This window comes from Neisseria sp. HMSC056A03 (assembly GCF_001815685.1).
GTDB classification, from domain to species: domain Bacteria; phylum Pseudomonadota; class Gammaproteobacteria; order Burkholderiales; family Neisseriaceae; genus Neisseria; species Neisseria subflava.
This window is the reverse complement of the sequence record NZ_KV821620.1, coordinates 1-25,471: the sequence shown is the minus strand read 5'-3', so window position 1 is coordinate 25,471 and position 25,471 is coordinate 1. Positions and strand designations below refer to the sequence as shown.

Sequence of the window (25,471 nt, the reverse complement as noted above, 5' to 3'; positions counted from 1 at the left end):
AAAATTCTTTCCCTTGATTTTATTTATTTTGTAACCATGGAGCCTGTTCAGTGGGGAATACCATTAAAAACATATTAGTCTGGGTAGTGGGTGGTGCTATGCTTTTAGCAGCATTCAATGCACTCAGCGATAAGCAGGAAGATAAACAGCAAATCGAATATTCTCAATTTATTCAGCAAGTTAATAGTGGCGAAGTATCCAATGTCAATATTGAAGGATCTGTTGTCAGCGGCTATCTGATTAAAGGTGAGCGCACCGATAAAACTGCCTTCTATACCAATGCGCCTTTGGATGACAACTTGGTTAAAACACTGTTGGACAACAAAGTACGCGTCAAAGTGACTCCGGAAGAAAAACCAAGTATGCTGGCCAGTCTGTTTTACAGCCTGCTGCCTGTTTTGTTGTTGATCGGTGCATGGTTCTACTTCATGCGCATGCAAAGCGGCGGTGGCGGTAAAGGCAGCGCATTCTCTTTTGGTAAGAGCCGTGCACGTTTGTTGGACAAAGATTCCAATAAAGTTACTTTTGCCGATGTTGCAGGTTGTGATGAGGCAAAAGAAGAAGTACAAGAAATCGTAGATTACCTGAAATCGCCTAATCGTTATCAAAGTCTGGGCGGTCGAGTACCTCGCGGTATTTTGTTGGCCGGTAGCCCTGGTACGGGTAAAACATTGCTGGCCAAAGCGATTGCTGGTGAGGCCGGTGTGCCATTCTTCAGTATTTCAGGTTCTGACTTCGTAGAAATGTTTGTCGGTGTCGGTGCGAGCCGTGTCCGCGATATGTTCGAGCAGGCTAAAAAAAATGCGCCATGTATCATCTTTATTGATGAAATTGATGCTGTCGGCCGTCAGCGTGGTGCCGGTTTGGGCGGTGGCAATGATGAGCGTGAGCAAACATTGAACCAATTGTTGGTTGAAATGGATGGTTTTGAAAGCAACCAAACCGTTATTGTGATCGCAGCAACCAACCGTCCTGATGTACTTGACCCTGCGTTGCAGCGTCCGGGCCGTTTTGACCGCCAAGTCGTTGTTCCATTGCCTGATATCCGTGGCCGTGAGCAAATCTTGAAAGTACACGCTAAAAAAGTACCTTTGGATGCATCCGTAGATTTGACTTCTTTAGCACGCGGTACACCTGGTTTTTCAGGTGCGGATTTGGCAAACTTGGTCAATGAAGCAGCTTTGTTTGCTGGTCGTCGCAATAAAGTGAAAGTCGATCAAAGCGACTTTGAAGATGCAAAAGACAAAATCTACATGGGTCCGGAGCGTCGCAGCATAGTGATGCACGAAGATGAAAAACGTGCGACAGCCTATCATGAGGCCGGCCATGCCATCGTAGCGGAAAGCCTGCCGTTTACCGATCCTGTTCACAAAGTAACCATTATGCCTCGTGGCCGTGCATTGGGTTTGACTTGGCAGCTGCCTGAGCGTGACCGTATCAGCATGTACAAAGACCAAATGCTGAGCCAGCTCTCAATCTTGTTTGGTGGCCGTATTGCTGAAGATATTTTTGTCGGCCGTATTTCTACCGGCGCATCTAACGACTTTGAGCGTGCAACTCAAATGGCACGCGAGATGGTAACGCGTTATGGTATGAGCGACAAAATGGGTGTGATGGTTTATGCTGAGAACGAAGGCGAAGTATTCTTGGGTCGCAGCGTAACCCGATCTCAAAATATTTCCGAGAAAACCCAACAAGATATCGATGCGGAAATCCGCCGTATTTTGGATGAGCAATACCAAGTCGCTTACAAAATCTTGGATGAAAATCGCGATAAGATGGAAACCATGTGCAAAGCACTGATGGATTGGGAAACCATCGATCGAGACCAAGTTTTGGAAATTATGGCCGGTAAACAACCTAGCCCGCCTAAAGATTACAGCCACAATGTCCGTGATGACAAAGTAGAAGAGCCTGAAGTGCCTGTTGCTGAAGCTGTTGAACCTGTTGAGCAAAATGAGGTTCAGAATACTGAGTCAGTAGAAGCAGACAAAACAGATAAATCTGTATAAGGCTTGAAACAGAAAACGGTAGCTTATAAGCTACCGTTTTTATTTTGAGGATAATCTAAAGACCGTCTGAAAAGCTTCAGACGGCCTGATTTTATTTGGTTAATTACAAAACAGCCAAAGCAGCTTCGTAGTCAGGCTCGTTCGCAATTTCAGAGACCAACTCAGTGTGGAGAACTTGGTTTTGCTCGTTCAAAACCACCACTGCACGGGCAGTCAGGCCGCGTAATGGGCTTTCTGTCAGTGTAACACCGTAATCATTAGAAAAGCTGCTGCGGAATGTAGAAAGTGTCACTACATTTTCCAAACCTTCTGCGCCGCAGAAACGGGCTTGTGCAAACGGTAAATCGGCAGAAATGCACAAAACGACGGTATTATCCAAAGACGAGGCATGTTTGTTGAAAGTGCGGACGGACTGGGCGCATACGCCGGTGTCAATACTAGGGAAAATATTCAGCACTTTGCGTTTGCCTGCAAAGTCAGCCAATGATTTCTCAGATAGGTCTGCTGCTACCAATGTGAAATCAGGTGCAACTTGGCCGATAGCGGGCAAATTGCCGTTTGTAGAAATAGGTGAGCCTTGGAAAGTAACTTGGGCCATGATTCAGTCCTTGTGTCAGGGGGAAAATAGGATGGTCAGGAGTTTAGTAATGACGGCGGCGGAAATAGAACATGCCTTCGCTGTCAATTTCTAAAATATAGCGGCCGTTTTGTACGGCGGCATAACCGCTTTTACCTTCGGTATAAGGTTGCAAAGCAGCGTGTGAAATCAGATAGTCGGTCAGTTTGCTGCCGTCTTGGGCAATATTATCCACCATTTTTGCAAAGGTAGTGTGGCAGACTCCGTTGGCTGACCAGCCGGCTGAAACGCCTTTTTCATTTTTTTCCATGCATTGGCCGCTGATGACTTCTAAGTCGGTAGGGTGCTTGCCAATCAGATTGATGACGCCACCCTCTATGCCGTTAATCGGATAGGTGCGTTGTTTTTTACCTTCTTTGGTTTCGCCTTCTTGAGCTGTACCCAAATCCAAACCGGCTATGGCTTGTTCATCGATATATTTAACTTTGAAGGTAGGCTTTGGCGCTTTGCCTGAAGCAGCATCATTGGCTGCAGTATCTTCAGATTTACCGCCGCAGGCAGCCAATGAAAGGCTGAGCAAGATAAGGGGAAAGGTTTTTTTCATATGAGAAACCCTAGAAAACGATTATATTTCAAATGATAAACGATATTATGGCCGTCTGAAATTTTCAGACGGCCTTGCTATTATTTCAACGGACGAATACCTACTGCATCGCGTACTTTATCCAACAATTCACGTGCTTCTTTACGCGCTTTTTGTGCGCCGGACTGCAAAATGTCTTCAATTTGAGAGGGTTTGGCGGTCAATTCATTGTAGCGCTCGCGCGGCTCTGCGAGTTCGGCATTGATTTTTGCGCCCAAGAGTTTCTTGGCCTCACCCCAAGCAAGGCCTTCGGCCAGCATTTGCGTGAACTCGGCAGTTTCAGACGGCGTGGAGAAGGCTTTGTAGATTTCAAACAGAGGGCTTTCATCAGGCTGTTTCGGTTCGCCGGGCTCTTTCATATTGGTGATAATTTTGTTAACCGATTTTTGGGTTTTCTTGTCGTTTTCCCAAAGCGGAATGGTGTTGCCGTAGGATTTGGACATTTTGCGTCCGTCCAAGCCGACCAAGAGTTCGACGTTTTCGTCGATTTTCACTTCTGGCAGGGTGAAGAGTTCTTGGAAGCGGTGATTGAAGCGGCCGGCAATATCGCGTGCCATTTCAACGTGTTGGATTTGGTCGCGACCGACTGGTACTTCATGGGCATTGAACATAAGGATGTCGGCAGTCATGAGGATAGGGTAGCTGTACAGGCCCATTTCCACGCCGTGATCCGGATCTTCCTGACCGTTTTCGGTATTTGTCTGTACTGCGGCTTTATAAGCGTGGGCGCGGTTCATCAGGCCTTTTGCGGTGATACAGGTCAGAATCCAGTTTAGCTCCATCACTTCGGGAATGTCGCTTTGACGGTAGAAAGTAGTCTGTTCCGGATTGAGTCCGCAGGCGAGCCATGTGGCGGCAACAGCTTGAGTAGATTGATGAATCATTTCCGGCTCATGACATTTGATGATACCGTGATAGTCGGCCAAAAAGAGGAATGATTCGGTATTGGAATCTTGCGCTGCGCGGATAGCCGGGCGGATGGCACCGACATAGTTGCCCAAGTGTGGAATACCTGTTGTGGTAACGCCTGTTAAAACTCGTTTTTTGCTCATGAAAGTATCCTTCGGCACAAAGGCCGTCTGAAAATAAATATGGTGCCGATTATACCTGATTATTCTTGATTTTTCAGACGGCCTTTTGAGCAAAGGGTAACTGGATAATAAAAGTTATACACATAAAATTATAAAAATAAAACTTTATAAAACAATAATATAGTAAAAATTTTTGATTAATTGAGGAAATAGCTATTGAGTTATCCACATTTGCGCTTATATAGGCTCTAACAGAATATATTTGAAGAGGAACGTAAAATGAGATTTGATAAATTGACTGCCAAATTTCAGCAAGCTCTGCAAGAAGGTCAAAGTTTGGCTTTGGCTGCGGACAGCAGCTACCTTGAAGCCGGCTTTATTTTAAAAGCGTTGCTTGATGATCAAAACAGTGGTGCTGCTGCGTTGCTGGCTCATGCAGGTGTGAATGTGCCTCAAGTAAAACAACGTTTGCAGCAACATTTGAGCAGCTTGCCAAAAGTATCCGGACAAGGCGGCGATATTATGCCTAGCCGTGAGCTGCAAGCTGTATTGAACTTGATGGACAAGGCTGCAACCAAACGTGGCGATGCCTATATCGCCAGCGAACTTTTCCTGCTGGCTTTGGTTCAGCAGAATGATGCGACCGGCAAAATCCTGAAAGAAGCCGGTGCGACCGAACAAAACATCAATGCCGCGATTGACGCGGTACGAGGAGGACAAAACGTGAACGATGCTAATGCCGAAGACCAACGCGATGCTCTGAAAAAATACACGCTCGACCTGACCCAGCGCGCCCGCGACGGCAAACTTGACCCCGTTATCGGCCGCGACGACGAAATCCGCCGCGCCATTCAGGTATTGCAACGCCGAACCAAAAACAACCCTGTGCTGATTGGTGAGCCAGGTGTGGGTAAAACCGCTATTGTTGAAGGCTTGGCGCAACGTATTGTTAACGGCGAAGTACCTGAATCCCTGCGTAACAAACGCCTTTTGGTTCTGGACTTGGCGGCTTTGATTGCCGGCGCGAAATACCGCGGCGAATTTGAAGAACGCTTGAAAGGCGTGTTGAACGACTTGGCTAAAGACGATGGCAACACTTTGATTTTCATTGACGAAATCCATACCTTGGTTGGTGCGGGCAAAACCGACGGCGCAATGGATGCGGGCAATATGTTGAAACCAGCTTTGGCACGCGGCGAATTGCACTGTATCGGTGCGACTACTTTGGACGAATATCGTCAATACATCGAAAAAGACGCGGCACTCGAACGCCGCTTCCAAAAAGTATTGGTTGGCGAGCCAAGTGTAGAAGATACCATTGCTATTTTGCGCGGTTTGCAAGAGCGTTATGAAATCCACCACGGTATCGATATTACTGACCCTGCTATCGTTGCCGCAGCAGAGTTGAGCGACCGTTATATTACCGACCGTTTCCTGCCTGATAAAGCGATTGATTTGATCGACGAAGCAGCCAGCCGCATCAAAATGGAGCTGGACAGCAAACCTGAGCAAATGGATAAACTTGACCGTCGCATTATCCAGCTCAAAATGGAAAAAATGCACGTTGCCAAAGAAACCGATGATGCCAGCAAAAAACGTCTGGAATTGATAGACGAAGAAATCGACGGCCTGCAAAAAGAATATGCCGATTTGGACGAAATCTGGAAAGCTGAAAAAGCAGCATCATCCAGCACTGCCGACATCAAGAAACAGATGGATGACATCAAAGTCAAAATCGAACAGGCCAAACGCCAAGGCGATTTTGCCCGTGCATCTGAGCTTGAATACGGTGAGTTGCCTAAATTGAGCGCACAGTTGCAAGCGGCAGAAAGCAATCCTGATGGCAAAAAACAAAACAAACTTTTCCGTACTGAAGTCGGCGCAGACGAAGTGGCCGAAATCGTATCGCGCATGACCGGCATTCCTGTATCCAAAATGATGGAAGGCGAACGCGATAAATTGTTGAAAATGGAAGAAGTATTGCACCGCCGCGTGGTTGGTCAAGACGAAGCCGTACGCGCCGTGTCCGACGCCATCCGCCGCAGCCGCTCCGGCCTTGCCGATCCGAACAAACCCTACGGCAGCTTCCTGTTCCTAGGTCCGACCGGCGTGGGTAAAACCGAGTTGTGCAAAGCCCTGGCAGGCTTCCTGTTCGACAGCGAAGACCACCTCATCCGCATCGACATGTCCGAATACATGGAAAAACACGCCGTTGCCCGCCTGATCGGCGCGCCTCCGGGCTATGTCGGCTACGAAGAGGGTGGCTACTTGACCGAACAAGTCCGCCGCAAACCGTACAGCGTGATTTTGCTGGACGAAGTGGAAAAAGCCCATCCCGACGTGTTCAACATCCTGTTGCAAGTGTTGGATGACGGTCGCCTGACCGACGGACAAGGTCGCACCGTAGACTTCAAAAACACCGTCATCGTCATGACTTCCAACATCGGCAGCCAGCACATCCAACAAATGGGTACGCAGGACTACGAAGCCGTGAAAGAAGCGGTGATGGAAGAAGTGAAAGCCTACTTCCGTCCCGAAATGATCAACCGTATCGACGAAGTGGTCGTGTTCCACGGACTGAATCAGGAGAATATCCGCAACATCGCGAAAATCCAGCTCAAAGGCTTGGAAAAACGTTTGGAAGCGCAGCACCTGCACCTAAAAGTGGACGATGCCGCCTTGGATTTGATTGCCAAAGCCGGTTTCGATCCCGTGTACGGCGCCCGCCCGCTCAAACGCGCCATTCAGGCGGAAATCGAAAACCCGCTGGCAAAAGCTTTACTCGAAGGCAAATATGCACCTGATAGCACAATCCATGTTAAAGAAGAGGGTGGTAAGCTCTTGTTTGCATAAGGTTAAAACAATGTAGTATGCTGTTGTAAAAGGCCGTCTGAAAGAATTCAGACGGCCTTTCTTAATTATTGATTCATATCATATATTTATTATGTGATTTGATTATTCATTGAATTTTAGAGAATATTAATCGAAAATCTTGTGCCATGGGTTGATAAAGAATGCGATATAATCCGACCTGTTTGCCAAGGTTCTTGCTAAAGATCTCATTTTATGTAATAATACTACAATGCAAAAACTGACTAATCAAAATCTTCACATTATTTTGTCGGAACGCTTAAATGATACCGACTTTGTTCTTATTCTCAATGCATTAATCAAATTTTTGCGCCGAGGAGGCAAAAAACAGGCTTCCGAACGTTTCGATTTGATTTTATCTACTTTAAAACAAGACGATGCTTTATGCCGTCAATTCAGCCTGCGCTTCTATGCCTGGTTGTCTAAAGTTCACATCTATCCTGCGCTGATTAAGCTGGGTATTTTCTCGCGCCATAGCTTTACTCGAGAGATGGGCATACGGATTTACGAACGTTTCAGCCCGTCTTATAAAGATTTTTCCAATCTGCGCGAAGTATTTTTATATCTTTTTCATTTGAAAAACGATGATAAATGGTTGCAGACCCTGAGTTTGCGCCAATGGTTGAGCATGTATGAATTGTTGCTGGGTAAAGCGGATCCTGCTTTGCTTCAGACGGCCAGCCGACAGTTGGCAGATGCCCGTTTGCGAGCGGTAGAAATGCTGTCTATTTGGATTGCTTCCGAAGCGATTGAGCCGGATTTAATACGGATTGCTCCCCGTTTGTTGGAGGCGGATTCGGCATTTGTTGCTTTGCAACGTGAAATTGCAAAATTGGTAGAACACTATCGCCACAGTGAAGAAACTTACGATACGGCGCACTTGGAGGTCATGTTTGACCAGTGCAACAAGCAAATTGAGTATCTGCGTCGTCGTGGTACAGGGGCGGGGTCTGGTTCGTCAGTGAAAGTGGCCCACTTGCTGGAGCGTCTGCAGCAAACCCTAGGCCGTCTGAAACTGCTGACCAATATTCAAATTGAAACCGGCAGCCGCACCCGCTTAACCATCAATCTGATGAATGCGATGATTTACGCGGCGGTAGAGCAATACAGTACCAGCCACTTGCGTAAAAGCAGTATCCGAATGCTGGCGCGCAGTATTACGGAAAACAAAAGTCATCATGGTGAGCATTACATTACGCGCAACCGTAGCGAATATTTCAAAATGTTTTATTCCGCAGCAGGAGGCGGCGTGATTATTGCTTTGATGGCATTGAATAAAATCCATATTGCGTCTTTAGGATTCGGCGAGTTTACTACTTCATTCCTTGCCGGACTTAACTACGGTTTAGGCTTTATGCTGATTCATATGCTGCATTGCACTGTTGCGACTAAGCAGCCTGCCATGACAGCGGCAAGCTTTGCCGAGCAGGTGGACTCAAATGAAGGCAGTAAAGCGGTGGACAATAAATTGGCAAAACTGCTGATTGACGTGTGTCGTTCGCAAAGTGTGGCCGTGTTTGGTAATGTATCGATTGCCGTATTGTTGGCGGCTGGGATCGCTTGGGGTTATGCCTACACGCATGGGCAGCCCTTGTTGAATGAGGCGGTTACAGCCTACCAGCTTAAATCTATTGAGATTTTTACTCAGCCAACCTTATGGTATGCCGCTATTGCCGGTGTATGGTTGTTTTGTTCGGGGATTATTGCCGGCTTCTTTGATAACCGTTCCGATTATCTGAACCTGCGTCAGCGCCTGCCGTTTAATCCGTTTTTACGAAAAATCATGCGTCCGCAGCCGCGTCGCCGTTTGGCCGCTTATATTCATAAGCATTACGGCTCGCTTATGGGCAATTTTATTTTCGGTATGCTCTTGGGGATGACCGGCTATTTTGGCCATCTTTTCGGTTTGCCGCTGGATATTCGGCATGTGGCGTTTTCTTCAGCAAATTTGGGTTATGCCGCGATTAGCGGTCATGCAGATATATTCACTTTTATGCTTGGCTTGGCAAGTGTATTGGCAATCGGCATGGTGAATCTGGTGGTCAGCTTTTCTTTGGCTTTGGCTGTTGCGCTTCGTTCTCGTGGTACGCGTTTGGGCAGTATGCGCAATCTGCTGAAAAGCTTCTGGAGTCAAGTGAAAGCCAATCCTTTGATTTTGCTGTATCCGGTTCAGGTGAATAACAAAGAAAATACGAAGTAAGATTGAAGAAAGGCCGTCTGAATATATATTTTTTCAGACGGCCTTTTAATTTAAAACCGATAAAGATTAGGCTTGCAGAGATTCACGGTTTTCCAAAACTTGGTCAATCAAGCCATATTCTTTAGCTTCATCGGCAGACATATAATTGTCGCGGTCGGTATCGCGTTCCAAGTCGGCCAAATTGCGATCACAATGTTTGGCGAGTAAGCGGTTCAGTTTCTCTTTGATTTTCAGCAGCTCTTTAGCGTGAATTTCAATATCGGAAGCCTGACCGGCCAAGCCGCCGCTGATGAGCGGCTGGTGAATCATGATACGGCTGTTTGGCAGGGCAAAGCGTTTGCCTTTTTCGCCTGCGGATAACAGGAATGCGCCCATACTTGCCGCTTGGCCCAAGCATAAAGTAGAAACATGAGGCTTGATGAAGTTCATGGTGTCGTAAATCGACATACCGGCAGTAACCGAACCGCCCGGAGAGTTGATATAGAAGAAGATATCTTTATCAGGGTTTTCACTTTCCAAAAACAGTAATTGCGCAACAACCAAGTTGGCAGATTCGTCCGTCACCGGGCCGATCAAGAAAACGATGCGCTCTTTTAAAAGGCGTGAGTAGATGTCGAATGCGCGCTCGCCGCGACCGCTTTGTTCGATAACGGTAGGGACAAGGTAATTATTGAAATCGAAGGACATTTTTGTCTCCTGTTAATGATGGAAAAGCACCAAAGCCATTTAAAGCGCTTCAGTGCTTTTGATTGTCTGTTTCAGACGGCCTTAGAGCAATTAAGCTTGTGCGCCCATTACTTCGTCAAAAGACAGCGCTTTTTCAGTTACTTTAGCTTTGCTCAGAACGAAATCAACAACATTGCTTTCTACTGCCAAAGAAGTCGGACCTTGCAGGCGGGAAGGCTCTGCGTAGTACCAGTCGATAACTTCTTGAGGGTCTTCGTAGCTTTCAGCGAAGTTGGCAACAACGGCTTTGATTTGGTCTTCAGTTGGCTCAAGTTTGTTTTCTTCAACCAATTTAGCCAAAATCAGGCCCAAAGAAACGCGGCGTTCTGCTTGTTCTTTGAACATGTCCAAAGGCAGATCCAAGTTGGCAGCATCAGCCATACCTTGGTTAACGAAGTTTTGTTTCATTTCGTTTGCCAAGCGGGCGGCTTCTTCGTTGACCAAAGCAACAGGAACTTGCAAATCGGCTGCTTTGAGCAGGGCGTTCATTACAGATTCTTTGGTTTGTTCACCGATGCGGCGCTCAACTTCACGGCCAACGTTTTTCTTCACTTCTTCACGCATTTTGGCAACGTCGCCGTCTTCAATACCCAAAGCTTTAGCGAAGTCTGCGTCAACTTCAGGCAAAGTAGCTTCAGAAACGTTGTTCAGGGTGATGGTGAATACGGCAGATTTACCGGCAACATCTTTACCGTGGTAGTCTTCAGGGAAGTTTACGGTAACATCTTTGCTTTCACCGGCTTTCATACCGACAACACCGGCTTCGAATTCAGGCAGCATTTGACCTGCACCCAATACGAAAGCGTAGTTTTTAGACGCGCCGCCAGCGAAAGGTTCGCCGTCGATTTTGCCTTCAAAGTCGATAATAACGCGGTCGCCGTTTTGGGCTTCGCGGTCAACATGGTTGAAGCGGGTGCGTTGTTTGCGCAGGATTTCTACAGTTTGGTCAACTTCGGCATCGCCAACAGTCGCAGTAACTTTTTCTACTTCTTGGGCAGACAGGTCGCCAATAGTTACTTCAGGGAAAACTTCAAAAATAGCGGCAACTTTGAAAGACTCTTGATCGTCTTGTTCTTCAACGGCTTCAAAGCGTGGGTAACCGGCAACTTTCAATTCTTGGGCAACGGCAACTTCGTAGAACTCGCGTTGTACCAATTCGTTGATAACGTCGTTTTGTGCGCTTGCGCCGTACATTTGGGCAATCATTTTGAACGGTGCTTTACCCGGACGGAAGCCGTCAACTTTTGCACGGCGTTGGGTTTGTTTCAGTTTTTTCTCAGTTTCTGCGTTGATTTTGGACCAAGGCAGAGACAATACTACTTTGCGTTCCAGATTTTCTAAAGTTTCAACAGTTACGCTCATCGTAAGCCCTTAAATTTGTTGTGTTTAAACGGTTATCCTTATGCCCAGTATTCCGAAGAATTTCGGAAGCGTGCATAAGGTCAAAATTTAGCTGCTTAGTATAACACAATGTTTCACGAATAACATAAAAAGGCCGTCTGAAAAGTGGGAAATTCTTTTCAGACGACCTCTGTGTTTTGATATTGTTGTTTTTTACAGCTGGTCTTTTTGTGCCAGAATCCGTCGGCTGCCGTTGATGTCTGCCGGAGAGAGAACACCGGCATTTTCAAGGGCATCTACCAAATTGGCAGCACGGTTGTAGCCGATGCGCAATTGGCGTTGCAGGGCAGAAATGGAAGTCTTGCGGCTCTCCAATACGAAGGCAACGGCTTGATCGAATAGCTCATCGCTGTTTGCGTTCGGATTGACAATATTGGTGGTTTCGATGGCCGCTTCGCCACTGAGCAGGCCTTCAACATAATTGGTCGGAGCCTGTTCTTTGACGAAATTGACGACTTGATGTACTTCATCATCAGAAACAAATGCACCCTGCAGGCGTGTCGGTTCTGCGCTGCCCGGTTGCAGGAATAATGAGTCGCCGTATTTGAGCAATTCGTCCGCACCCACTTGGTCAAGAATGGTGCGGCTGTCGATTTTGCTTTGTACGGTAAAGGCCATCCGTGTCGGAATGTTGGCTTTAATCAGGCCGGTAACCACATCGACACTCGGGCGTTGGGTGGCGACAATCATGTGAATGCCTGCTGCACGTGCTTTTTGGGCAAGGCGTGCGATTTGCTGCTCAACGGATTTGCGTTCGGTCATCATCAAGTCAGCCAACTCATCAATAACGACCACAATCAACGGCAGTTTTTCAATAGGCTCAGGATCGTCAGGATTTAAGCTGAATGGATTAAGCAATGGCTTGCCAGCCGCTTTGGCTTGTTCAACTTTTTGGTTGAAACCGTCCAAATTGCGCACGCCGGCGTGAGAAAGCAGACGATAGCGTTTTTCCATTTCGGCAACACACCAGTTCAATGCTTGTCCCGCCTCGCGCATATCGGTCACCACCGGGCAGAGCAGGTGCGGAATGCCGTCGTAAATACTCAATTCCAGCATTTTCGGGTCAATCATAATGAAGCGGACCTCGTCGGGCGTGGCTTTGAAGAGCATGGACATAATCATGCCGTTCACGCCGACGGATTTACCCGAGCCGGTCATACCAGCGACCAAAAGATGCGGCATTTTTGCCAAGTCGCCGACAATGGGCGTACCCGCAATATCTTTACCCAAGGCAACGGTCAGTTTGGACTTGGCGTCGGTAAATACGGGTGAAGAGAGGATTTCGCTCAACATGACGTCTTGGCGTTTCTCATTGGGCAATTCAATGCCCATGGTGTTTTTACCGGCAATGGTTTCTACGATGCGTACCGCTTGCAGAGACATCGAGCGCGCCAAATCTTTGGACAGGGCGACAATTTGGCTGCCTTTGACACCTTGTGCCGGTTCGATTTCGTAGCGGGTAATCACGGGGCCGGAAGTGGCGGAAACAACCTGTACGCCGATGCCGAATTCAGCCAGCTTGGCTTCGATCAATTCTGCGGTCTGTTGCAATTCATCCGGATTGACGGCGACCGGTTCTTCAGACGGCATACGCAACAGGTTCATGTTGGGCTTATGATATTCGCCGTTGTTTTTAGGTTCAGTATCGTCAAACAGGGAAGTTTGGATTTTAGGGGGCGGCGCAACGGATACGGCAACGGTTTTACGGTTGCTGCTGCTGCCTGCTAACGGAGCAACCGGAGTGGCGGTAATGGTTTTGGCCTCTTTAACCATGCGGCGCGTATTTTGGGTTTCCAAAGCTTCAGTGCGGACATCTTCTTTTTTATTTTGGAATTGAGACAGTTTTTTCATCAGGCTGCCAAACAGGCCGCCCATATGGCTGCCGGATTTGGCCATGACTTCCAACCATGACACCTGAGCCAGCAGGGAAATGGATAAAAGCAACATCACCAGCATAATCAACAGGCTGCCCGACTTACCCAACAGCCAAGCCAAGCCTGAACCGGCCAACAAGCCGACTAAGCCGCCTGCACCGACGGGAAGGGATTCGCTCAATGCATTGTCAAACAGGAAATGTTCGATAATCGGGCTGCACACCAGCAGGAGAAACAATGCCAAAGCGGCTACGCCGTGATTGTAGGGCTTGTGGTTTTCCTGCTTTTTCATGGGGCGGAAATTTTTGTAGAGGAAAACGCAAGAGGCGGCTATCCACCACCAAAACGACAAGCCGAACAGATAATAGCCGACATCGGAAAGATAGGAGCCAAAGAGGCCGCCGAGGTTGGCGACATCATTGCTTTTGGGAACGCTGCGCGACCATGCAGGGTCGTCCATGCTGAAGCTGGCCAGAGAAATGGCCAGATAAATGGTGATAACCAAGCCAAACAGCCATAAAGCATCATTAATCAAGTTGACGACATGCTCGGGGCGCGCTTTTTTTTCTTCGTTTTTTTGCAGCTCTTTGGCGGCCTTGAGGCGTTGGGAGACTTTATTGTCGGCCTGAGTTTGTGCTTTGGTGGATTTGCGTGTGGTCGGTTTGGCTGCCGGTTTGGTAGAGACGCGTTTTTTTGTTTGGGTTTTAGAAGATTTTGCAGTCATGAGATAAAGGCCGTCTGAAAAGACCGGAAGTAATGTGCGTAAAGGGCAAATTATACCGTATTTACTAGGCACAAGAAATTGAAACGGGCGTAATCATTACAGGATTCAGGCCGTCTGTTTGGCGCGACGAAAATTTTGGATTTCGTGTCTACCTGTTCAGACGGCCTGATGTTTTGATTGATTTGGACTTACATTCTGCCCAGTTCGCGCTGGAGGGCTTGAATGTTTTTCTCCCTATCCAAAACCGCACCTTGCAGTGTACTGATGGCCTGTTGATTGACGCTGCCGCCTTTGGCTGTCCGCGCTTGGCTCAGTTGCTTTTTGGCATCGGCCAAAGCCGCGCGTTCATTGGATAACTCGGTTTCCAAAATAGAGCGGCGGCTGTTGACGCCTGAGGATTTGGGAACCGGAGGAGGAGTCGTTTCAGAAGCGGTGCGGACAGGGGCAGGTTTGGGCGTTGCCTTATGGTTGGATTTTGCCGCTGTGTTTTTGCTTTTTGCAGGAGCCGTTTGTGATGTCGGCGCGTTGAGTGTAGGCGCATCGCTCACCGGGGCGTCGTATCGGCTGCTGCTGTATTTGCCGACAATCGGCAAATCATTGACGGCTTGGCAGTTGCCGCTTGGACGCGAGGTATAGACAATTGAGCCGTTGACTTCACAGGTGTAGATTTTTGCGGCGTGTGCTTGGCTGTTGAAAACGGCAAGCGGCAGCAGGGATAGGGTAAGCAGATATTTTTTCATGATTCAGGTAGGGCTGATTCGTTGCAGTTGAGCATTTTATTCTTGTTCAGACGGCATGGGCTGCTGTTTTTTAGCTTTTGCACTGTTTTTGTTTTTGCTCGGTTTGTCGGATTTTTTCTCTTGTTTATCGGATTTTCCCGTGCGTGCCTTTTTCTTAGGCTTTGCACTTGCGCGTTCATCAGAGGCATTGAGACTGCGGATGTTGAGATGGTAACCGCTGCCTTGATGGCCGCTGATTTTAGGCAATTCGGCCTGTGCGCAGGAGGATTTGGGTTCGGAAGTATAGCTGCCGTTGCCGCAGGAATAAACTGCGGCGGCTGCGCGAAGAGAAATGCCCAAGACGAAAGAGGATACGAGGAAGTATCCGGCTTGTTTGATGGTTGAAGTCATGTTTTTCCGTATTGTGTTTTATTTCAGACGGCCTGATGGCTCTATTTTTATTGGGAAAACTCGGCTTCGACATCCACTTGGATTTGCTCAAGCTCTTCCTGCCATTGCAGCCAGTTTTCTTCCAGTTGCGTTAATTTTACTTTAGTTTCTGTTAATTGTGCGAGTGTCTCTTGCAATTTGGGTTTATTTTCTTCTGAATAAGCAGATTCTTGTGCCAAAAATGCTTCACAGGCCGTCTGAATATCAGTCAATCGCACGATTTCTTTTTCGGCTTTGTCGATTTTCTGCTGAATCGGTTTGCTGCGTTTGGCTTTTTCCTGACGGATTTGTGCTTCTATGCGCTTGGTGTCCTTACGGCTTTGGCTTTGTGCAGAAGCAGCGGGGACCACTGCGGCGTTTTCTTGTGCCAACCGCCATTGACGGTAGTCGTTTAAATCGCCGTCGAAGTTGTTCAGACGGCCTTTGTCGATAAGGAGGAAACTATCGGTAGTCGCTTCAAGCAGGCTGCGGTCGTGCGAAACGACAATCAATGCGCCTTGGAAACTTTGCAGGGCAAGTGTCAGGGCGTGGCGCATATCCAAGTCTAGGTGGTTGGTCGGTTCGTCAAGCAGGAGCAGATTAGGTTTTTGCCAGATAATCATGGCAAGGGCAAGCCGAGCTTTTTCACCGCCCGAAAAAGGCTCGGTCTTTTGAACCGCCATATCGCCAACAAAGTTGAAACCGCCTAAAAAGTTGCGGATTTCCTGTTCGCGGACTTCGGGCGAAAGCTGTTGGATATGCCAAACCGGACTTTGGTCGGCGCGCAATGTGTCCAGTTGGTGCTGAGCAAAATAGCCGATATTGAGCTTTTCGGAGCGAACGATGCTGCCGGAAAGTAAATCGATTTTTCCTGCCAATGCTTTGATAAATGTGGATTTACCGCTGCCGTTAACGCCCAACAGGCCGTAACGTGCGCCGCTTTCCAGAGACAAGGTAATATCGTGCAAAACGGTATTGTCGCCATAACCCAAGTCGGCATGGTCGAGTTTCAATAATGGATTGGGCAGGTGGGTCGGATTGGCAAACTTAAAGGAAAACTCGCTATCCAAATGCGCAGGGGCGATACGCTCGAGTTTGGCTAATGCCTTCATGCGGCTTTGGGCTTGCACGGCTTTTGTGGCTTTGGCTTTGAAACGGTCGATAAAGGATTGCAGATGTTTGATTTGTGCCTGCTGTTTGACGTAGGCGGCTTGTTGTTGCGCCAGACGTTGGGCGCGTTCGGTTTGATAGAAATCGTAATTGCCGCCGTATTGGGTCAGTTTTTGTTGCGACAGCTCGATGGTGTGCGTTGTGGTGGCATTCAAGAAGTCGCGGTCATGGGAGATGATGATTTGCGTACAGGGCAGGGACGCGAGATGGTTTTCCAGCCACAGTACGGTTTCCAAATCCAAATGGTTGGTCGGTTCGTCCAGAAGCAGCAAATCGGCACGACAAATCAGCGCTTGGGCAAGGTTGAGGCGCATACGCCAGCCGCCGGAAAAAGATTTGACGGGGTGGGTATGTTCTTCTTGTGCAAAACCCAAGCCGTTAAGCAGTTTGGCGGCGCGTGCCGGAGCAGTGTAGGCATCGATTTCTTCAAGTTTGGCGTGATATTCGGCTTGCTTCATGCCGTCGTTTTGCGCTTCTGCTTGGGCCAAGGCCATCTGAAAAGCCTGCAATTCGGCATCGCCTTGTAAAACGTAGTCTAAAGCGGAAATATCTAAATCAGGCGTTTCTTGAGAGACGGAAGCCAGACGCCATGTTTTGGGAATAAGGATTTCGCCGCCATCTTGTGTGATTTCACCTTTTATCAGCGCAAACAGGCTGGATTTTCCCGTACCGTTTTTACCGATTAAACCAACGCGTTGGCCGGGGTTGATTACGGCATCGGCTTTATCGAGCAGGACTTTCAAACCGCGTTGCAGGGTGAGTTTTTTAATTTCTATCATGATGGCAGGCAAGGAGATGAGTAAAACGAAAGGCGTTATTTTACCTGAAAAGATATATAAAAGGCCGTCCGAACAAGTATGAAAACGAAATCAACGATTTCTATTTCACTTATTCAGACGGCCTTTATGAAATGACAGTCGGAAATGCTTTCAAATTGTCTGTTGTTTCAATTAAATTTGAAGATCGGTATTGTCTGCACGGATTTGACGCAGGAATTTTTGTGTCCGCTCATGTTTGGGATGATTGAACAAATCTTGCGGGCCGCCTTGTTCGACAATAACGCCGCCGTCCATCACGACGACGGTGGTTGCCACTTCCAAAGCAAATTTAATTTCATGCGTAACGACAACCATCGTCCAGCCTTCTTGCGCCAATTCCTTCATGGTATCCAAAACATCTTGTACCAATTCAGGGTCAAGCGCGGAAGTCGGTTCGTCAAACAGCATCAGTTCAGGCTGAATCGCCAATGCGCGGGCAATACCAACACGCTGCTGTTGACCGCCGGAAAGCTGGTAGGGGTAGAGGTCAATTTTATCGCTCAAACCGACTTTTTCAAGCAATTTGACAGCCTCTTCTCGCGCTTTGGCGACAGGCTTGCCTTGTACGGCAATCGGTCCTTCCATGACGTTTTCCAACGCAGTTTTGTGCGGAAAGAGGTTGTATTGTTGGAACACCATGCCGGACTTGCGGCGCAGTGCCAAAATATCGTGTTTGCTTGGTTTTTTGGAAAAATCGATGCTTAACGGCTGCGCATTGTCAAACTCGATCTGACCTTGTTCAGGCATTTCCAAAGCGTTTAAACAGCGTAAAAACGTGGTTTTGCCTGAGCCGGAAGGGCCTAAGATAACAACCACTTGTCCTTTGCCGACATCCAAATCTATGCCGCGCAAAATGGTATTTTCGCCAAAGGTCTTATGGATATTGCGGATTTTAATCATGACAACTCCTTATTTGGCGACATAGCGGTCGAAACGTTTTTCCAAACGCGCCTGAATCAGAAACAGTACTTTGCAGAAACACCAATAAACCAATGCAGCTTCGATATAAACCGGCAAAAAGTCATAAGTACGGTTTGCTGTCTCTTGGGCGACACGGAAAAGCTCGGTTACCGTTACCACGGCGGCAAGCGAGGTGTTTTTGAACAAACCGATAAATTCATTGCTCAAAGGCGGCACGGCAACGCGGAATGCCTGCGGTGCGACAATGCGGCGGAAAGTCTGCATATAGGTCATACCGATGGAGAAACCTGCTTCCCATTGTCCTTTAGGTACGGACAAAATTGCCGCGCGTATGGTTTCGGAAGCGTATGCGCCGACATTGAGCGAAAAGCCGATGATGGCGGCAGGAATCGGATCGATATAGATGCCGACGGAAGGCAAACCGTAGAATACGATGACCAACTGCACCAATAGCGGCGTACCGCGAATGACGGAAATATAAAATTCAACCAGCTTCAGCAAGCATTTTTGGAAAATGCTGTCGGAGGGCATGATTCGCACCAAAGCAACGGCCACGGCAATAATCATGCCGATAACGAAAGAAGCGATCGCCAAAGGCAAAGATACTGCGAAGCCGGCTTTGACCATAGGCCAAAACGCGCTGATGAGCATATCAGCGCGTGTTTCCGTCATAAACGGCAGAGAGGCAAGGAAATTATTTAACACTGATGTCTTTTCCGAAGAATTGTTCGCCCAGTTTTTTCAGCGTGCCGTCGGCTTTCAGTTCGTTGATTGCCGTGCTGAATTTCGCCAAGACTTCGTCATTGCCTTTATTGACAATCAAGCCGGAACCGACTTTTTCATCGGCAGGCGCAGACCAAACGATTTTCACGCCCGCATTCGGGTTTTTCTTCATATAGTCTAAAACTGCCAATTCATCGTTTAGAGTCGCATCCGCGCGTTTTTGTTCAATCAGGGTCAGCGATTGTGCCAAACCGTCCACCGGTACGAGTTCTGCGCCCGCAGCTTTGGCTTTTTCGCCATAGTTGCTGGTCAGGGATTGTGCGGTTTTTACGCCTTTGATGTCGTCGATGGATTTGATGTTGCTGTCTTTACGGGCAACCAATACGGCACCGCTCCAGCTGTAAGGCTCGGATTTGTCAAAAGTCGCTTGACGCTCAGGGCTGGTCAGGCCGACTTGGTTGGCAACCACGTCAAAACGGCCGGCTTTCAAACCTGCCATCATGGAGTCCCATTGTGTTTCTTTAAATTCAACTTTGATGCCCAGTTTGTCGGCAACTGCGCGGGTTACTTCGACATCGTAGCCGGTCAATTTGCCGTCTTTGTCGTGGTAGGTGAAGGGTGCGTAAGTACCTTCCGTACCGACAGTGATGGTACCTTTGTTGTTGATACGCTCAATCAGTGAACCGGAGGCCGCACCGGATTGCGCCGGAGCAGAAGAAGCTGAGTTGCTGCCTTCTCCGCCGCAAGCAGCCAAAACTACTGCAGCGATGGTGCCGAGTACGAATTTTTTCAACATGGATTTTTACTCCTGACTTAAGTGTGTCATTTGGTATTAAAGCGTGCATTCTAAGCGAAACTGCCCAAAATACAAAATACATCTTATGCCTTAAAAGGCCGTCTGAACGCTGATTTGTTCAGACGGCCTTGAATGATGCATAAAAAATTCAGCTTATGCAATTTCAAGCCACATGACTTGATAGGGTTGCAGTACCAAGTCCTGATTCAGAGAAACGGTTTGACCGCTGATCAAATCCTGCGCTTTAAACGGCATGGCCTGCAGGGTGTGCGCACTGATGGTTTGCGCATGTTCGCTGAAGTTGCCGAATGCCAAAAGCGCGTTGTTGCGCATATAGCCGATGATGTGTTTGTTGTTGGTGTTGAAGGTGATCAGTCTGCCGCCATTAAAGCGCGGATTGCTTTGGCGGATGGAGATCATATGGCGCAAACCTTGGAAGATTTGACCGGTAGTGGTCGAGCTGTCATGACGTTGCTTGTACAACTCCTCATTATACCGAGGACGGTGTGCCCAGCGACTGTCGTCGCTCTTATTGCTGTCTTGCGACCAGTCGTCGTCATTGAGCGTACCCACTTCGTCGCCTAGGTAAATCAGCGGCAGGCCGCCGGTACTCAAAGCAATGCTGTACAAGAGTTTAATGCGGTCAACGGCATGCGGATCGTTTTGAGCCAAGCCGACCAATGCTGCGGCTGTACCGCTGACACGGCAGTCGCCCGTGCTTGGATTGTATTGGAACGGTACACCGCGCGCGAAGCTGCCGTCGAAATGGTTGACGAAGAAGCGGTTGAGGAATTGTCGGTGGTCGTAGCCGTGAATACCGAACTGCCATGCATCCTCATCGGCAAATGTCCAGCCGATGTCGTCATGGCTGCGGACGTAGTTGACCCATGCTGTGTGGTCGGGCAGGTTGTGGCGGTAGGTCAGTGCTTGATGGAGCAGGTTGACTTCGCGTGTGGCGAGGGTGTTCCACAACAATGCCATTTGCAAGGGGTTGTAGCCGATTTGGCATTCGTCTTGGCTGATGTATTGCACAACTTGGTCAGGATGGACGATGGCTTCGGATTTGAAGAACACGGCTGGCGCTGCGATACGCATTACAGAGTTAAACGCGCGAATCAGAGCGTGTGCTTGAGGCAAGTTTTCGCAGCTTGTGCCCATTTGTTTCCAAATAAAGGCAACGGCGTCCATGCGCAGAATATCAACGCCCAAGTTGGCAAGGAACATCATTTCGCCTGCCATGGCACGGAATACCCATGGGTTGCTGTAATTCAAGTCCCATTGGAAGGAGTTGAACGTCGTCCATACCCAGCGTCCGTCTTCCAGTTGGGAGAAGCCGCCCGGATGTTGGTCGGGGAAGATTTCACGCAGGCTGCGGTCGTATTGGTCGGGCATCCAGCGGTCAGGGAAGATGTAGTAGAAGTTGTCGTAGAGCGGATCACCGGCGGCGCAGCCTTTTGCCCATTCGTGTTCGTTGGAAGTATGGTTAAAGATGAAATCGACAACAGCGGAAATACCAGCTTCGTGCAGCGCGGCAATGACATCGCGCAAGTCGTCTATCGTACCCAAAGCCGGATTGACATCGCGATAGCTGCTGACTGCATAGCCACCGTCGCTTTTGCCTTCAGGGAATTTAAACAGGGGCATCAGGTGCAGATAGGTCAGCCCCAATTCTTGGAAATAAGGGATTTTGGCTTTTAAGCCTTGCAGATCGCCAGCGAACAAATCGACATAGCATACGCCGCCAACCTGTTTGTTGGACAAAATCCAGTCAGGATCGTTTTCGCGCGCAATCAATATCTTTTAAGGATGAGTTGCGTTGTGAATAGCTTTGCCATGCTTGGGCAATCAGTTGCTCCAGCATGGGGAGGACGGCTTCGTTGTTGTTGTAAACATTGTCCAGCTCATGCATCAGTTTGGGGAAGCGTTCCTCAAGTCGTCTGTCAAACTGTTTCCAGTCTTCAGATGTCTCGATACTTGCACGCTGTTCGGGGGTATAAATCGATAGGGTGCGTTCTTTAAGGTGATGCAAGGTCAAATCAACCTGTTGAGTCTGGGTCAACATAATGCCTACTCCGAAGTTAAGGTGAAATTGTTTTGAAGCTTGGTTTCACTTCTTTTGCAAATCCATGCCGATTGTGGGCGGCTAAGACTGTAATTATGCGTCAAGAAACTGTCACAATAATACTGGAAGTGCTTGAGTGTGCATAGGGTTTTCAAGGTTGGGAACGATGATTTTTCAAGTGTTTGATTTTGATTAAAAGTAGGATTGAGCATATGGAAAGCGGCCTTTTGACGAACTTATCTTTCAGACGGCCTGAGTCTTGTGAAAAAAACTTTTATTTTTATTATATTAGACATCTTTTTATGCTAAGTATGGCCGTCTGAAACATATGTGCAGCATAACGGGTTGCTTATTTTGTTTAAAAACGTGTCATAGAGATTAAGTTCATGACTTCTGATGTAAATCAAGATTCTATAAAGAGGCAGTTATTGTGTTTTGAAGAGAGAGTGAATGGTTGAATTTCATTTATTTAAAAATGAATCCATAAAATTTCTTATTGATAGTGGTTATTATGTAGATTATCAAATCAATAAGGGAGAGGTGTCTGCCTGGTTTGTCATGCTTTTTTAATATTATTTTTTAAAATTAGACTTGACCCATTACAAGCAATTACTTAAAGTATCCATCTTATTTTTACACAAGAAAATGGGTTATCCCGTTCCAAAAAAATGAGCGCAATCAAACCACCACAAATCACCGTATTCGACAGCAAGCCAACCGATGCTTATTTCTTCGGTACTTGCGTTCTTGACCTTTTCATGCCGGAAGCAGGCATGGATGCCATTACCTTAATTGAACAGCAGGGTATCCGTATCCATTATCCGATGGAACAAAGCTGCTGCGGTCAACCGGCCTATTCGTCAGGTCATCCTAAAGAAGCCTTTGATGTTGCCAAAGCGCAACTGGATTTATTCCCTGAAAATTGGCCGATTGTCGTGCCTTCCGGTTCTTGCGGCGGCATGATGAAACACCACTGGCCGACTCTGTTCAAAGGTACTGAGTACGAGCAAAAAGCGATTGATTGTGCCAACCGTATCATTGAATTTACCCACTTCCTGCTGGCGATTGGTTACAAACCTGAAGATAAAGGCGAGCCGATTAAAGTGGCCGTCCATACTTCCTGCGCCGCGCGTCGTGAGATGAATGTCCATTTGTCAGGCTGGCAGCTGATTGACGGCATGGAAAATGTTGAACGTATCGTTCACGACCATGAAAGCGAGTGCTGCGGTTTTGGCGGTACATTCTCTGTGAAACAAGCCGATATTTCCGGCGCGATGGTAACCGACAAAGTCGCAGCCTTAAAAGAAACAGGCGCCACTGAAATCATCAGCGCGGATTGCGGTTGCATGATGAATATCGGCGGCAAAATTGCCAAAGACGAACCCAATATGCCACGTCCGAAACATATTGCATCTTTCCTGTTGGAACGTACCGGAGGTAAAGCATGAGCGCGCGCGAAAATATTTTAGCGAAACTGAAAAAAGCCGACGCCTTGCCGATGGAAGAACCGCCGGTTTTCGATTATTACCGTGAAATGGGTGTTTCTTGGGCAAACGATGTCGAGCGCTTAAAACATTGGGCGGCTGCCATGCGTGCCGTCAAAACTGAAATCTATTGGGTTACCAAATCCAACTGGCCGCAAGTATTCCGTCAAGCAGCCGAAGGTAAAGGCTTGAAAAACATTCTGCTCCCATTGGAAACAGAACATGGTCAGCTGGCCCGTGCAGCTTTGGCCGATACCAATATTGAACCGCGTGGTTTTGAGCGAAAAATCGACGACTGGAAAAACGAATTCTTTACCGATATCGAGGCTGGTTTTAGCGGCTCTAAATGCGGTATTGCCCGTACCGGTACGATTATGCTGGAGTCCAGCCCTGTCGAGCCGCGCAGCCTGAGTTTGGTTCCGCCTGTGCATTTCTGCCTGTTTGACACCAGCAAAATGTACAACGAATTTCATAATGCTGTTGAAGGCGAAAAACTGGTAGAAAAAGGCATGCCTACCAACGTTATTTTGATTTCCGGCCCGTCTAAGACTGCCGATATTCAATTGACTTTGGCCTATGGTGCACACGGCCCGCGCGATTTGGTGGTTTTGGCCGTTCTGCCTGATCATATTTCCCCTGCCGATTTGGAGGAAAAAGCATGAGTTCCCAAACCATTAAATTCCATATGAAGCCGGAAACGTTCAAGCAAAACGCTGCGATTTCTTTGCAAGACAAGCCTCTGCGTAAAAGCTTGCGTACAGCGATGGATATGCTGATGACCAAGCGCAAAGCCGTTTTGACAGATGAAGAAGAGCTGCAAAGCCTGCGTGACTTGTGTGAGCATGTCCGTCAACGTTCGTTGTCCAAATTGCCTGCATTGTTGGAACAGCTGGAAGAAAACCTGACCAAGTTAGGCGTTAAAGTTCACTGGGCGGAAACCCCTGCCGAAGCCTGCCAAATCATTCACAACATCATTACCGATAAAAACGGCAAGCTGATGGTAAAAGGCAAATCTATGGTCAGTGAAGAGATTGAGCTGAACCATTATCTGCAAGATCAAGGCATCAAAGCGGTTGAGAGTGACTTGGGTGAGTTTATCGTTCAAATGGCCGGCGAGAAACCAACTCATATCGTGATGCCTGCCATTCACAAGACCAAAGAGCAGGTGAGTGAGCTTTTCCATCAAAACCTCGGTACTCCATTAACAGACGATGTAGACCAGTTGACCGGATTTGCTCGTAAAGCATTGCGCGATATTTATAGTACTGCCGATGTCGGTTTGAGCGGTGTGAACTTTGCCGTTGCTGAAACGGGCACTTTGTGTCTGGTCGAAAACGAAGGCAACGGCCGCTTGAGTACCACTGTACCGCCTGTGCATATTGCCATTACCGGTATTGAAAAAGTGGTTGCGAAGCTGTCGGATGTTCCACCTTTGTACAGTCTGCTGCCACGCTCCGCCATCGGTCAGAACATTACCACTTATTTCAATATGATTACCGGTCCTCGCCGTAGCGAAGAGTTGGACGGTCCTCAAGAAATGCACTTGGTACTGCTTGATAACGGCCGTAGCCAAGCGTATGCAGAAGATCAAATGCGCCGTACCTTGCAATGTATCCGTTGCGGTGCATGTATGAACCACTGTCCGGTTTATACACGTATCGGTGGTGCGGCTTACGGTACGACTTATCCCGGCCCGATTGGCGAGATTATCTCTCCGCACTTGTTGGGCTTGGATGCGACACGCGATCTGCCGACTGCGTGTACCATGTGTGGTGCCTGTGTTGAGGTTTGTCCGGTACGCATTCCGATTACCGAGCAAATGCAACGTCTGCGTGTTGAAGCTCAACGTTCACCAACCGAAATCGTTCCACATCCTATCCGTGGTCAAGGCGCATCGCATACTTTCGGCGAACAAATGGCGTGGCGTACGTTTGACGGTATTTTCAGCGGCAGTAAAGCTTACCGTGCATTCGGTTGGACAGCCACTAAATTTCGTGCATTGACGCCTAGCAAGCAGCTGGGCTGGACGGATAACCGTGTTCCGATGAAACCGGCTAAGAAAACGCTGCATCAACTGATGGCAGAGAAACTCCAGAAAGAAAAAGCATAAGGCTTGATAAATAAAACCTGAGGAATAAAAGGCCTCAGGTTTTATTTTTTATTGAATGCTGCTGGTGTGGCATCATTATTTATATGATTATTTTATCTTGATTCTTTTGAATAAAAAGGCCGTCTGAAAGATTTTCAGACGGCCTTTATTTGTAGGAAAACGTTGCGTTGTTTACACCAC

Annotated in this window: 18 protein-coding genes and 1 pseudogene; 6 read left to right on the top strand and 13 right to left on the bottom strand. The window is 47.9% G+C overall.

Annotated elements, in window-relative coordinates; all coding sequences use genetic code 11:
• The first annotated feature begins 50 nt into the window (after nt 1–50).
• Nucleotides 51–2,012, top strand: coding sequence for an ATP-dependent zinc metalloprotease FtsH (gene ftsH, locus HMPREF3052_RS04210; protein ID WP_070748737.1), 1,962 nt, complete (start codon nt 51–53; stop codon nt 2,010–2,012).
• 103 nt (nt 2,013–2,115) lie between these two features.
• On the opposite strand, the gene tpx is transcribed toward ftsH, so the two are convergent.
• From tpx to trpS, 3 genes are all read right to left on the bottom strand, one after another.
• Nucleotides 2,116–2,610 (bottom strand): thiol peroxidase, encoded by a 495-nt coding sequence (tpx, locus tag HMPREF3052_RS04205; protein ID WP_070748735.1) that lies wholly within the window; start codon nt 2,608–2,610, stop codon nt 2,116–2,118.
• 43 nt (nt 2,611–2,653) lie between these two features.
• Nucleotides 2,654–3,193, bottom strand: a complete 540-nt coding sequence (locus HMPREF3052_RS04200) for a hypothetical protein (RefSeq protein ID WP_003683439.1) — start codon at nt 3,191–3,193, stop codon at nt 2,654–2,656.
• Nucleotides 3,194–3,273: 80 nt separating this feature from the next.
• Nucleotides 3,274–4,284 (bottom strand): tryptophan--tRNA ligase, encoded by a 1,011-nt coding sequence (gene trpS, locus HMPREF3052_RS04195; RefSeq protein ID WP_070748733.1) that lies wholly within the window; start codon nt 4,282–4,284, stop codon nt 3,274–3,276.
• Between the two features lie 258 nt (nt 4,285–4,542).
• Here trpS and clpB point away from each other — a divergent pair, with 258 nt between their 5' ends.
• A complete protein-coding gene (gene clpB, locus HMPREF3052_RS04190) occupies nt 4,543–7,116 on the top strand; it encodes an ATP-dependent chaperone ClpB (RefSeq protein ID WP_070748731.1) in 2,574 nt (857 codons plus the stop codon).
• Nucleotides 7,117–7,345: 229 nt separating this feature from the next.
• On the top strand, nt 7,346–9,334 hold the full coding sequence (locus HMPREF3052_RS04185) for a site-specific recombinase (protein ID WP_070748729.1): 1,989 nt from the start codon (nt 7,346–7,348) through the stop codon (nt 9,332–9,334).
• 66 nt (nt 9,335–9,400) lie between these two features.
• Here HMPREF3052_RS04185 and clpP read toward each other — a convergent pair whose 3' ends face one another.
• The 10 genes and pseudogenes from clpP to HMPREF3052_RS04135 form a co-directional block, all read right to left on the bottom strand.
• Nucleotides 9,401–10,021, bottom strand: a complete 621-nt coding sequence (clpP, locus tag HMPREF3052_RS04180) for an ATP-dependent Clp endopeptidase proteolytic subunit ClpP (protein ID WP_070748727.1) — start codon at nt 10,019–10,021, stop codon at nt 9,401–9,403.
• Nucleotides 10,022–10,111: 90 nt separating this feature from the next.
• Nucleotides 10,112–11,422, bottom strand: a complete 1,311-nt coding sequence (gene tig / locus HMPREF3052_RS04175; protein WP_070748725.1) for a trigger factor — start codon at nt 11,420–11,422, stop codon at nt 10,112–10,114.
• 192 nt (nt 11,423–11,614) lie between these two features.
• Nucleotides 11,615–14,059 (bottom strand): DNA translocase FtsK, encoded by a 2,445-nt coding sequence (locus HMPREF3052_RS04170; RefSeq protein WP_070748723.1) that lies wholly within the window; start codon nt 14,057–14,059, stop codon nt 11,615–11,617.
• Nucleotides 14,060–14,247: 188 nt separating this feature from the next.
• The gene (locus HMPREF3052_RS04165; RefSeq protein WP_070748721.1) at nt 14,248–14,799 is read right to left on the bottom strand and encodes a hypothetical protein; all 552 of its coding nucleotides are present in this window, start codon (nt 14,797–14,799) and stop codon (nt 14,248–14,250) included.
• A gap of 36 nt (nt 14,800–14,835) precedes the next feature.
• Nucleotides 14,836–15,189: a nucleolar protein gene (locus HMPREF3052_RS04160; RefSeq protein ID WP_070748719.1), complete on the bottom strand. Its 354-nt coding sequence runs from the start codon at nt 15,187–15,189 to the stop codon at nt 14,836–14,838.
• A gap of 47 nt (nt 15,190–15,236) precedes the next feature.
• On the bottom strand, nt 15,237–17,156 hold the full coding sequence (locus tag HMPREF3052_RS04155) for an ATP-binding cassette domain-containing protein (RefSeq protein WP_070748717.1): 1,920 nt from the start codon (nt 17,154–17,156) through the stop codon (nt 15,237–15,239).
• Nucleotides 17,157–17,327: 171 nt separating this feature from the next.
• A complete protein-coding gene (locus tag HMPREF3052_RS04150) occupies nt 17,328–18,095 on the bottom strand; it encodes an amino acid ABC transporter ATP-binding protein (RefSeq protein ID WP_070748715.1) in 768 nt (255 codons plus the stop codon).
• 9 nt (nt 18,096–18,104) lie between these two features.
• On the bottom strand, nt 18,105–18,821 hold the full coding sequence (locus HMPREF3052_RS04145; RefSeq protein ID WP_083311721.1) for an amino acid ABC transporter permease: 717 nt from the start codon (nt 18,819–18,821) through the stop codon (nt 18,105–18,107).
• A complete protein-coding gene (locus tag HMPREF3052_RS04140; protein WP_070748714.1) occupies nt 18,811–19,635 on the bottom strand; it encodes an amino acid ABC transporter substrate-binding protein in 825 nt (274 codons plus the stop codon). Before HMPREF3052_RS04140 ends, HMPREF3052_RS04145 begins: the two co-directional genes overlap by 11 nt.
• A 153-nt stretch (nt 19,636–19,788) precedes the next feature.
• Nucleotides 19,789–21,697 (bottom strand): annotated as a pseudogene (locus tag HMPREF3052_RS04135) (alpha-amylase family protein).
• A 668-nt stretch (nt 21,698–22,365) separates the two neighbouring features.
• On the opposite strand from HMPREF3052_RS04135, the gene HMPREF3052_RS04130 reads away from it, so the two are divergent.
• The 3 genes from HMPREF3052_RS04130 to HMPREF3052_RS04120 are packed head-to-tail and all read left to right on the top strand — an operon-like array spanning nt 22,366 to nt 25,291.
• The gene (locus HMPREF3052_RS04130; RefSeq protein ID WP_070748712.1) at nt 22,366–23,145 is read left to right on the top strand and encodes a (Fe-S)-binding protein; all 780 of its coding nucleotides are present in this window, start codon (nt 22,366–22,368) and stop codon (nt 23,143–23,145) included.
• On the top strand, nt 23,142–23,843 hold the full coding sequence (locus HMPREF3052_RS04125) for a LutC/YkgG family protein (protein ID WP_003679224.1): 702 nt from the start codon (nt 23,142–23,144) through the stop codon (nt 23,841–23,843). Before HMPREF3052_RS04130 ends, HMPREF3052_RS04125 begins: the two co-directional genes overlap by 4 nt.
• Entirely contained in the window at nt 23,840–25,291 is a 1,452-nt protein-coding gene (locus tag HMPREF3052_RS04120) for a LutB/LldF family L-lactate oxidation iron-sulfur protein (RefSeq protein WP_070591292.1), read from the top strand. Before HMPREF3052_RS04125 ends, HMPREF3052_RS04120 begins: the two co-directional genes overlap by 4 nt.
• Nucleotides 25,292–25,471 lie beyond the last annotated feature (180 nt).

Bases quoted from the DNA above. Each gene is read 5' to 3' on its own strand.
- tpx (WP_070748735.1), bottom strand. From the start codon at position 2,610: ATGGCCCAAGTTACTTTCCAAGGCTCACCTATTTCTACAAACGGCAAT.
- HMPREF3052_RS04200 (WP_003683439.1), bottom strand. From the start codon at position 3,193: ATGAAAAAAACCTTTCCCCTTATCTTGCTCAGCCTTTCATTGGCTGCC.
- trpS (WP_070748733.1), bottom strand. From the start codon at position 4,284: ATGAGCAAAAAACGAGTTTTAACAGGCGTTACCACAACAGGTATTCCA.
- clpB (WP_070748731.1), top strand. From the start codon at position 4,543: ATGAGATTTGATAAATTGACTGCCAAATTTCAGCAAGCTCTGCAAGAA.
- HMPREF3052_RS04185 (WP_070748729.1), top strand. From the start codon at position 7,346: ATGCAAAAACTGACTAATCAAAATCTTCACATTATTTTGTCGGAACGC.
- clpP (WP_070748727.1), bottom strand. From the start codon at position 10,021: ATGTCCTTCGATTTCAATAATTACCTTGTCCCTACCGTTATCGAACAA.
- tig (WP_070748725.1), bottom strand. From the start codon at position 11,422: ATGAGCGTAACTGTTGAAACTTTAGAAAATCTGGAACGCAAAGTAGTA.
- HMPREF3052_RS04170 (WP_070748723.1), bottom strand. From the start codon at position 14,059: ATGACTGCAAAATCTTCTAAAACCCAAACAAAAAAACGCGTCTCTACC.
- HMPREF3052_RS04165 (WP_070748721.1), bottom strand. From the start codon at position 14,799: ATGAAAAAATATCTGCTTACCCTATCCCTGCTGCCGCTTGCCGTTTTC.
- HMPREF3052_RS04160 (WP_070748719.1), bottom strand. From the start codon at position 15,189: ATGACTTCAACCATCAAACAAGCCGGATACTTCCTCGTATCCTCTTTC.
- HMPREF3052_RS04155 (WP_070748717.1), bottom strand. From the start codon at position 17,156: ATGATAGAAATTAAAAAACTCACCCTGCAACGCGGTTTGAAAGTCCTG.
- HMPREF3052_RS04150 (WP_070748715.1), bottom strand. From the start codon at position 18,095: ATGATTAAAATCCGCAATATCCATAAGACCTTTGGCGAAAATACCATT.
- HMPREF3052_RS04140 (WP_070748714.1), bottom strand. From the start codon at position 19,635: ATGTTGAAAAAATTCGTACTCGGCACCATCGCTGCAGTAGTTTTGGCT.
- HMPREF3052_RS04130 (WP_070748712.1), top strand. From the start codon at position 22,366: ATGAGCGCAATCAAACCACCACAAATCACCGTATTCGACAGCAAGCCA.
- HMPREF3052_RS04125 (WP_003679224.1), top strand. From the start codon at position 23,142: ATGAGCGCGCGCGAAAATATTTTAGCGAAACTGAAAAAAGCCGACGCC.
- HMPREF3052_RS04120 (WP_070591292.1), top strand. From the start codon at position 23,840: ATGAGTTCCCAAACCATTAAATTCCATATGAAGCCGGAAACGTTCAAG.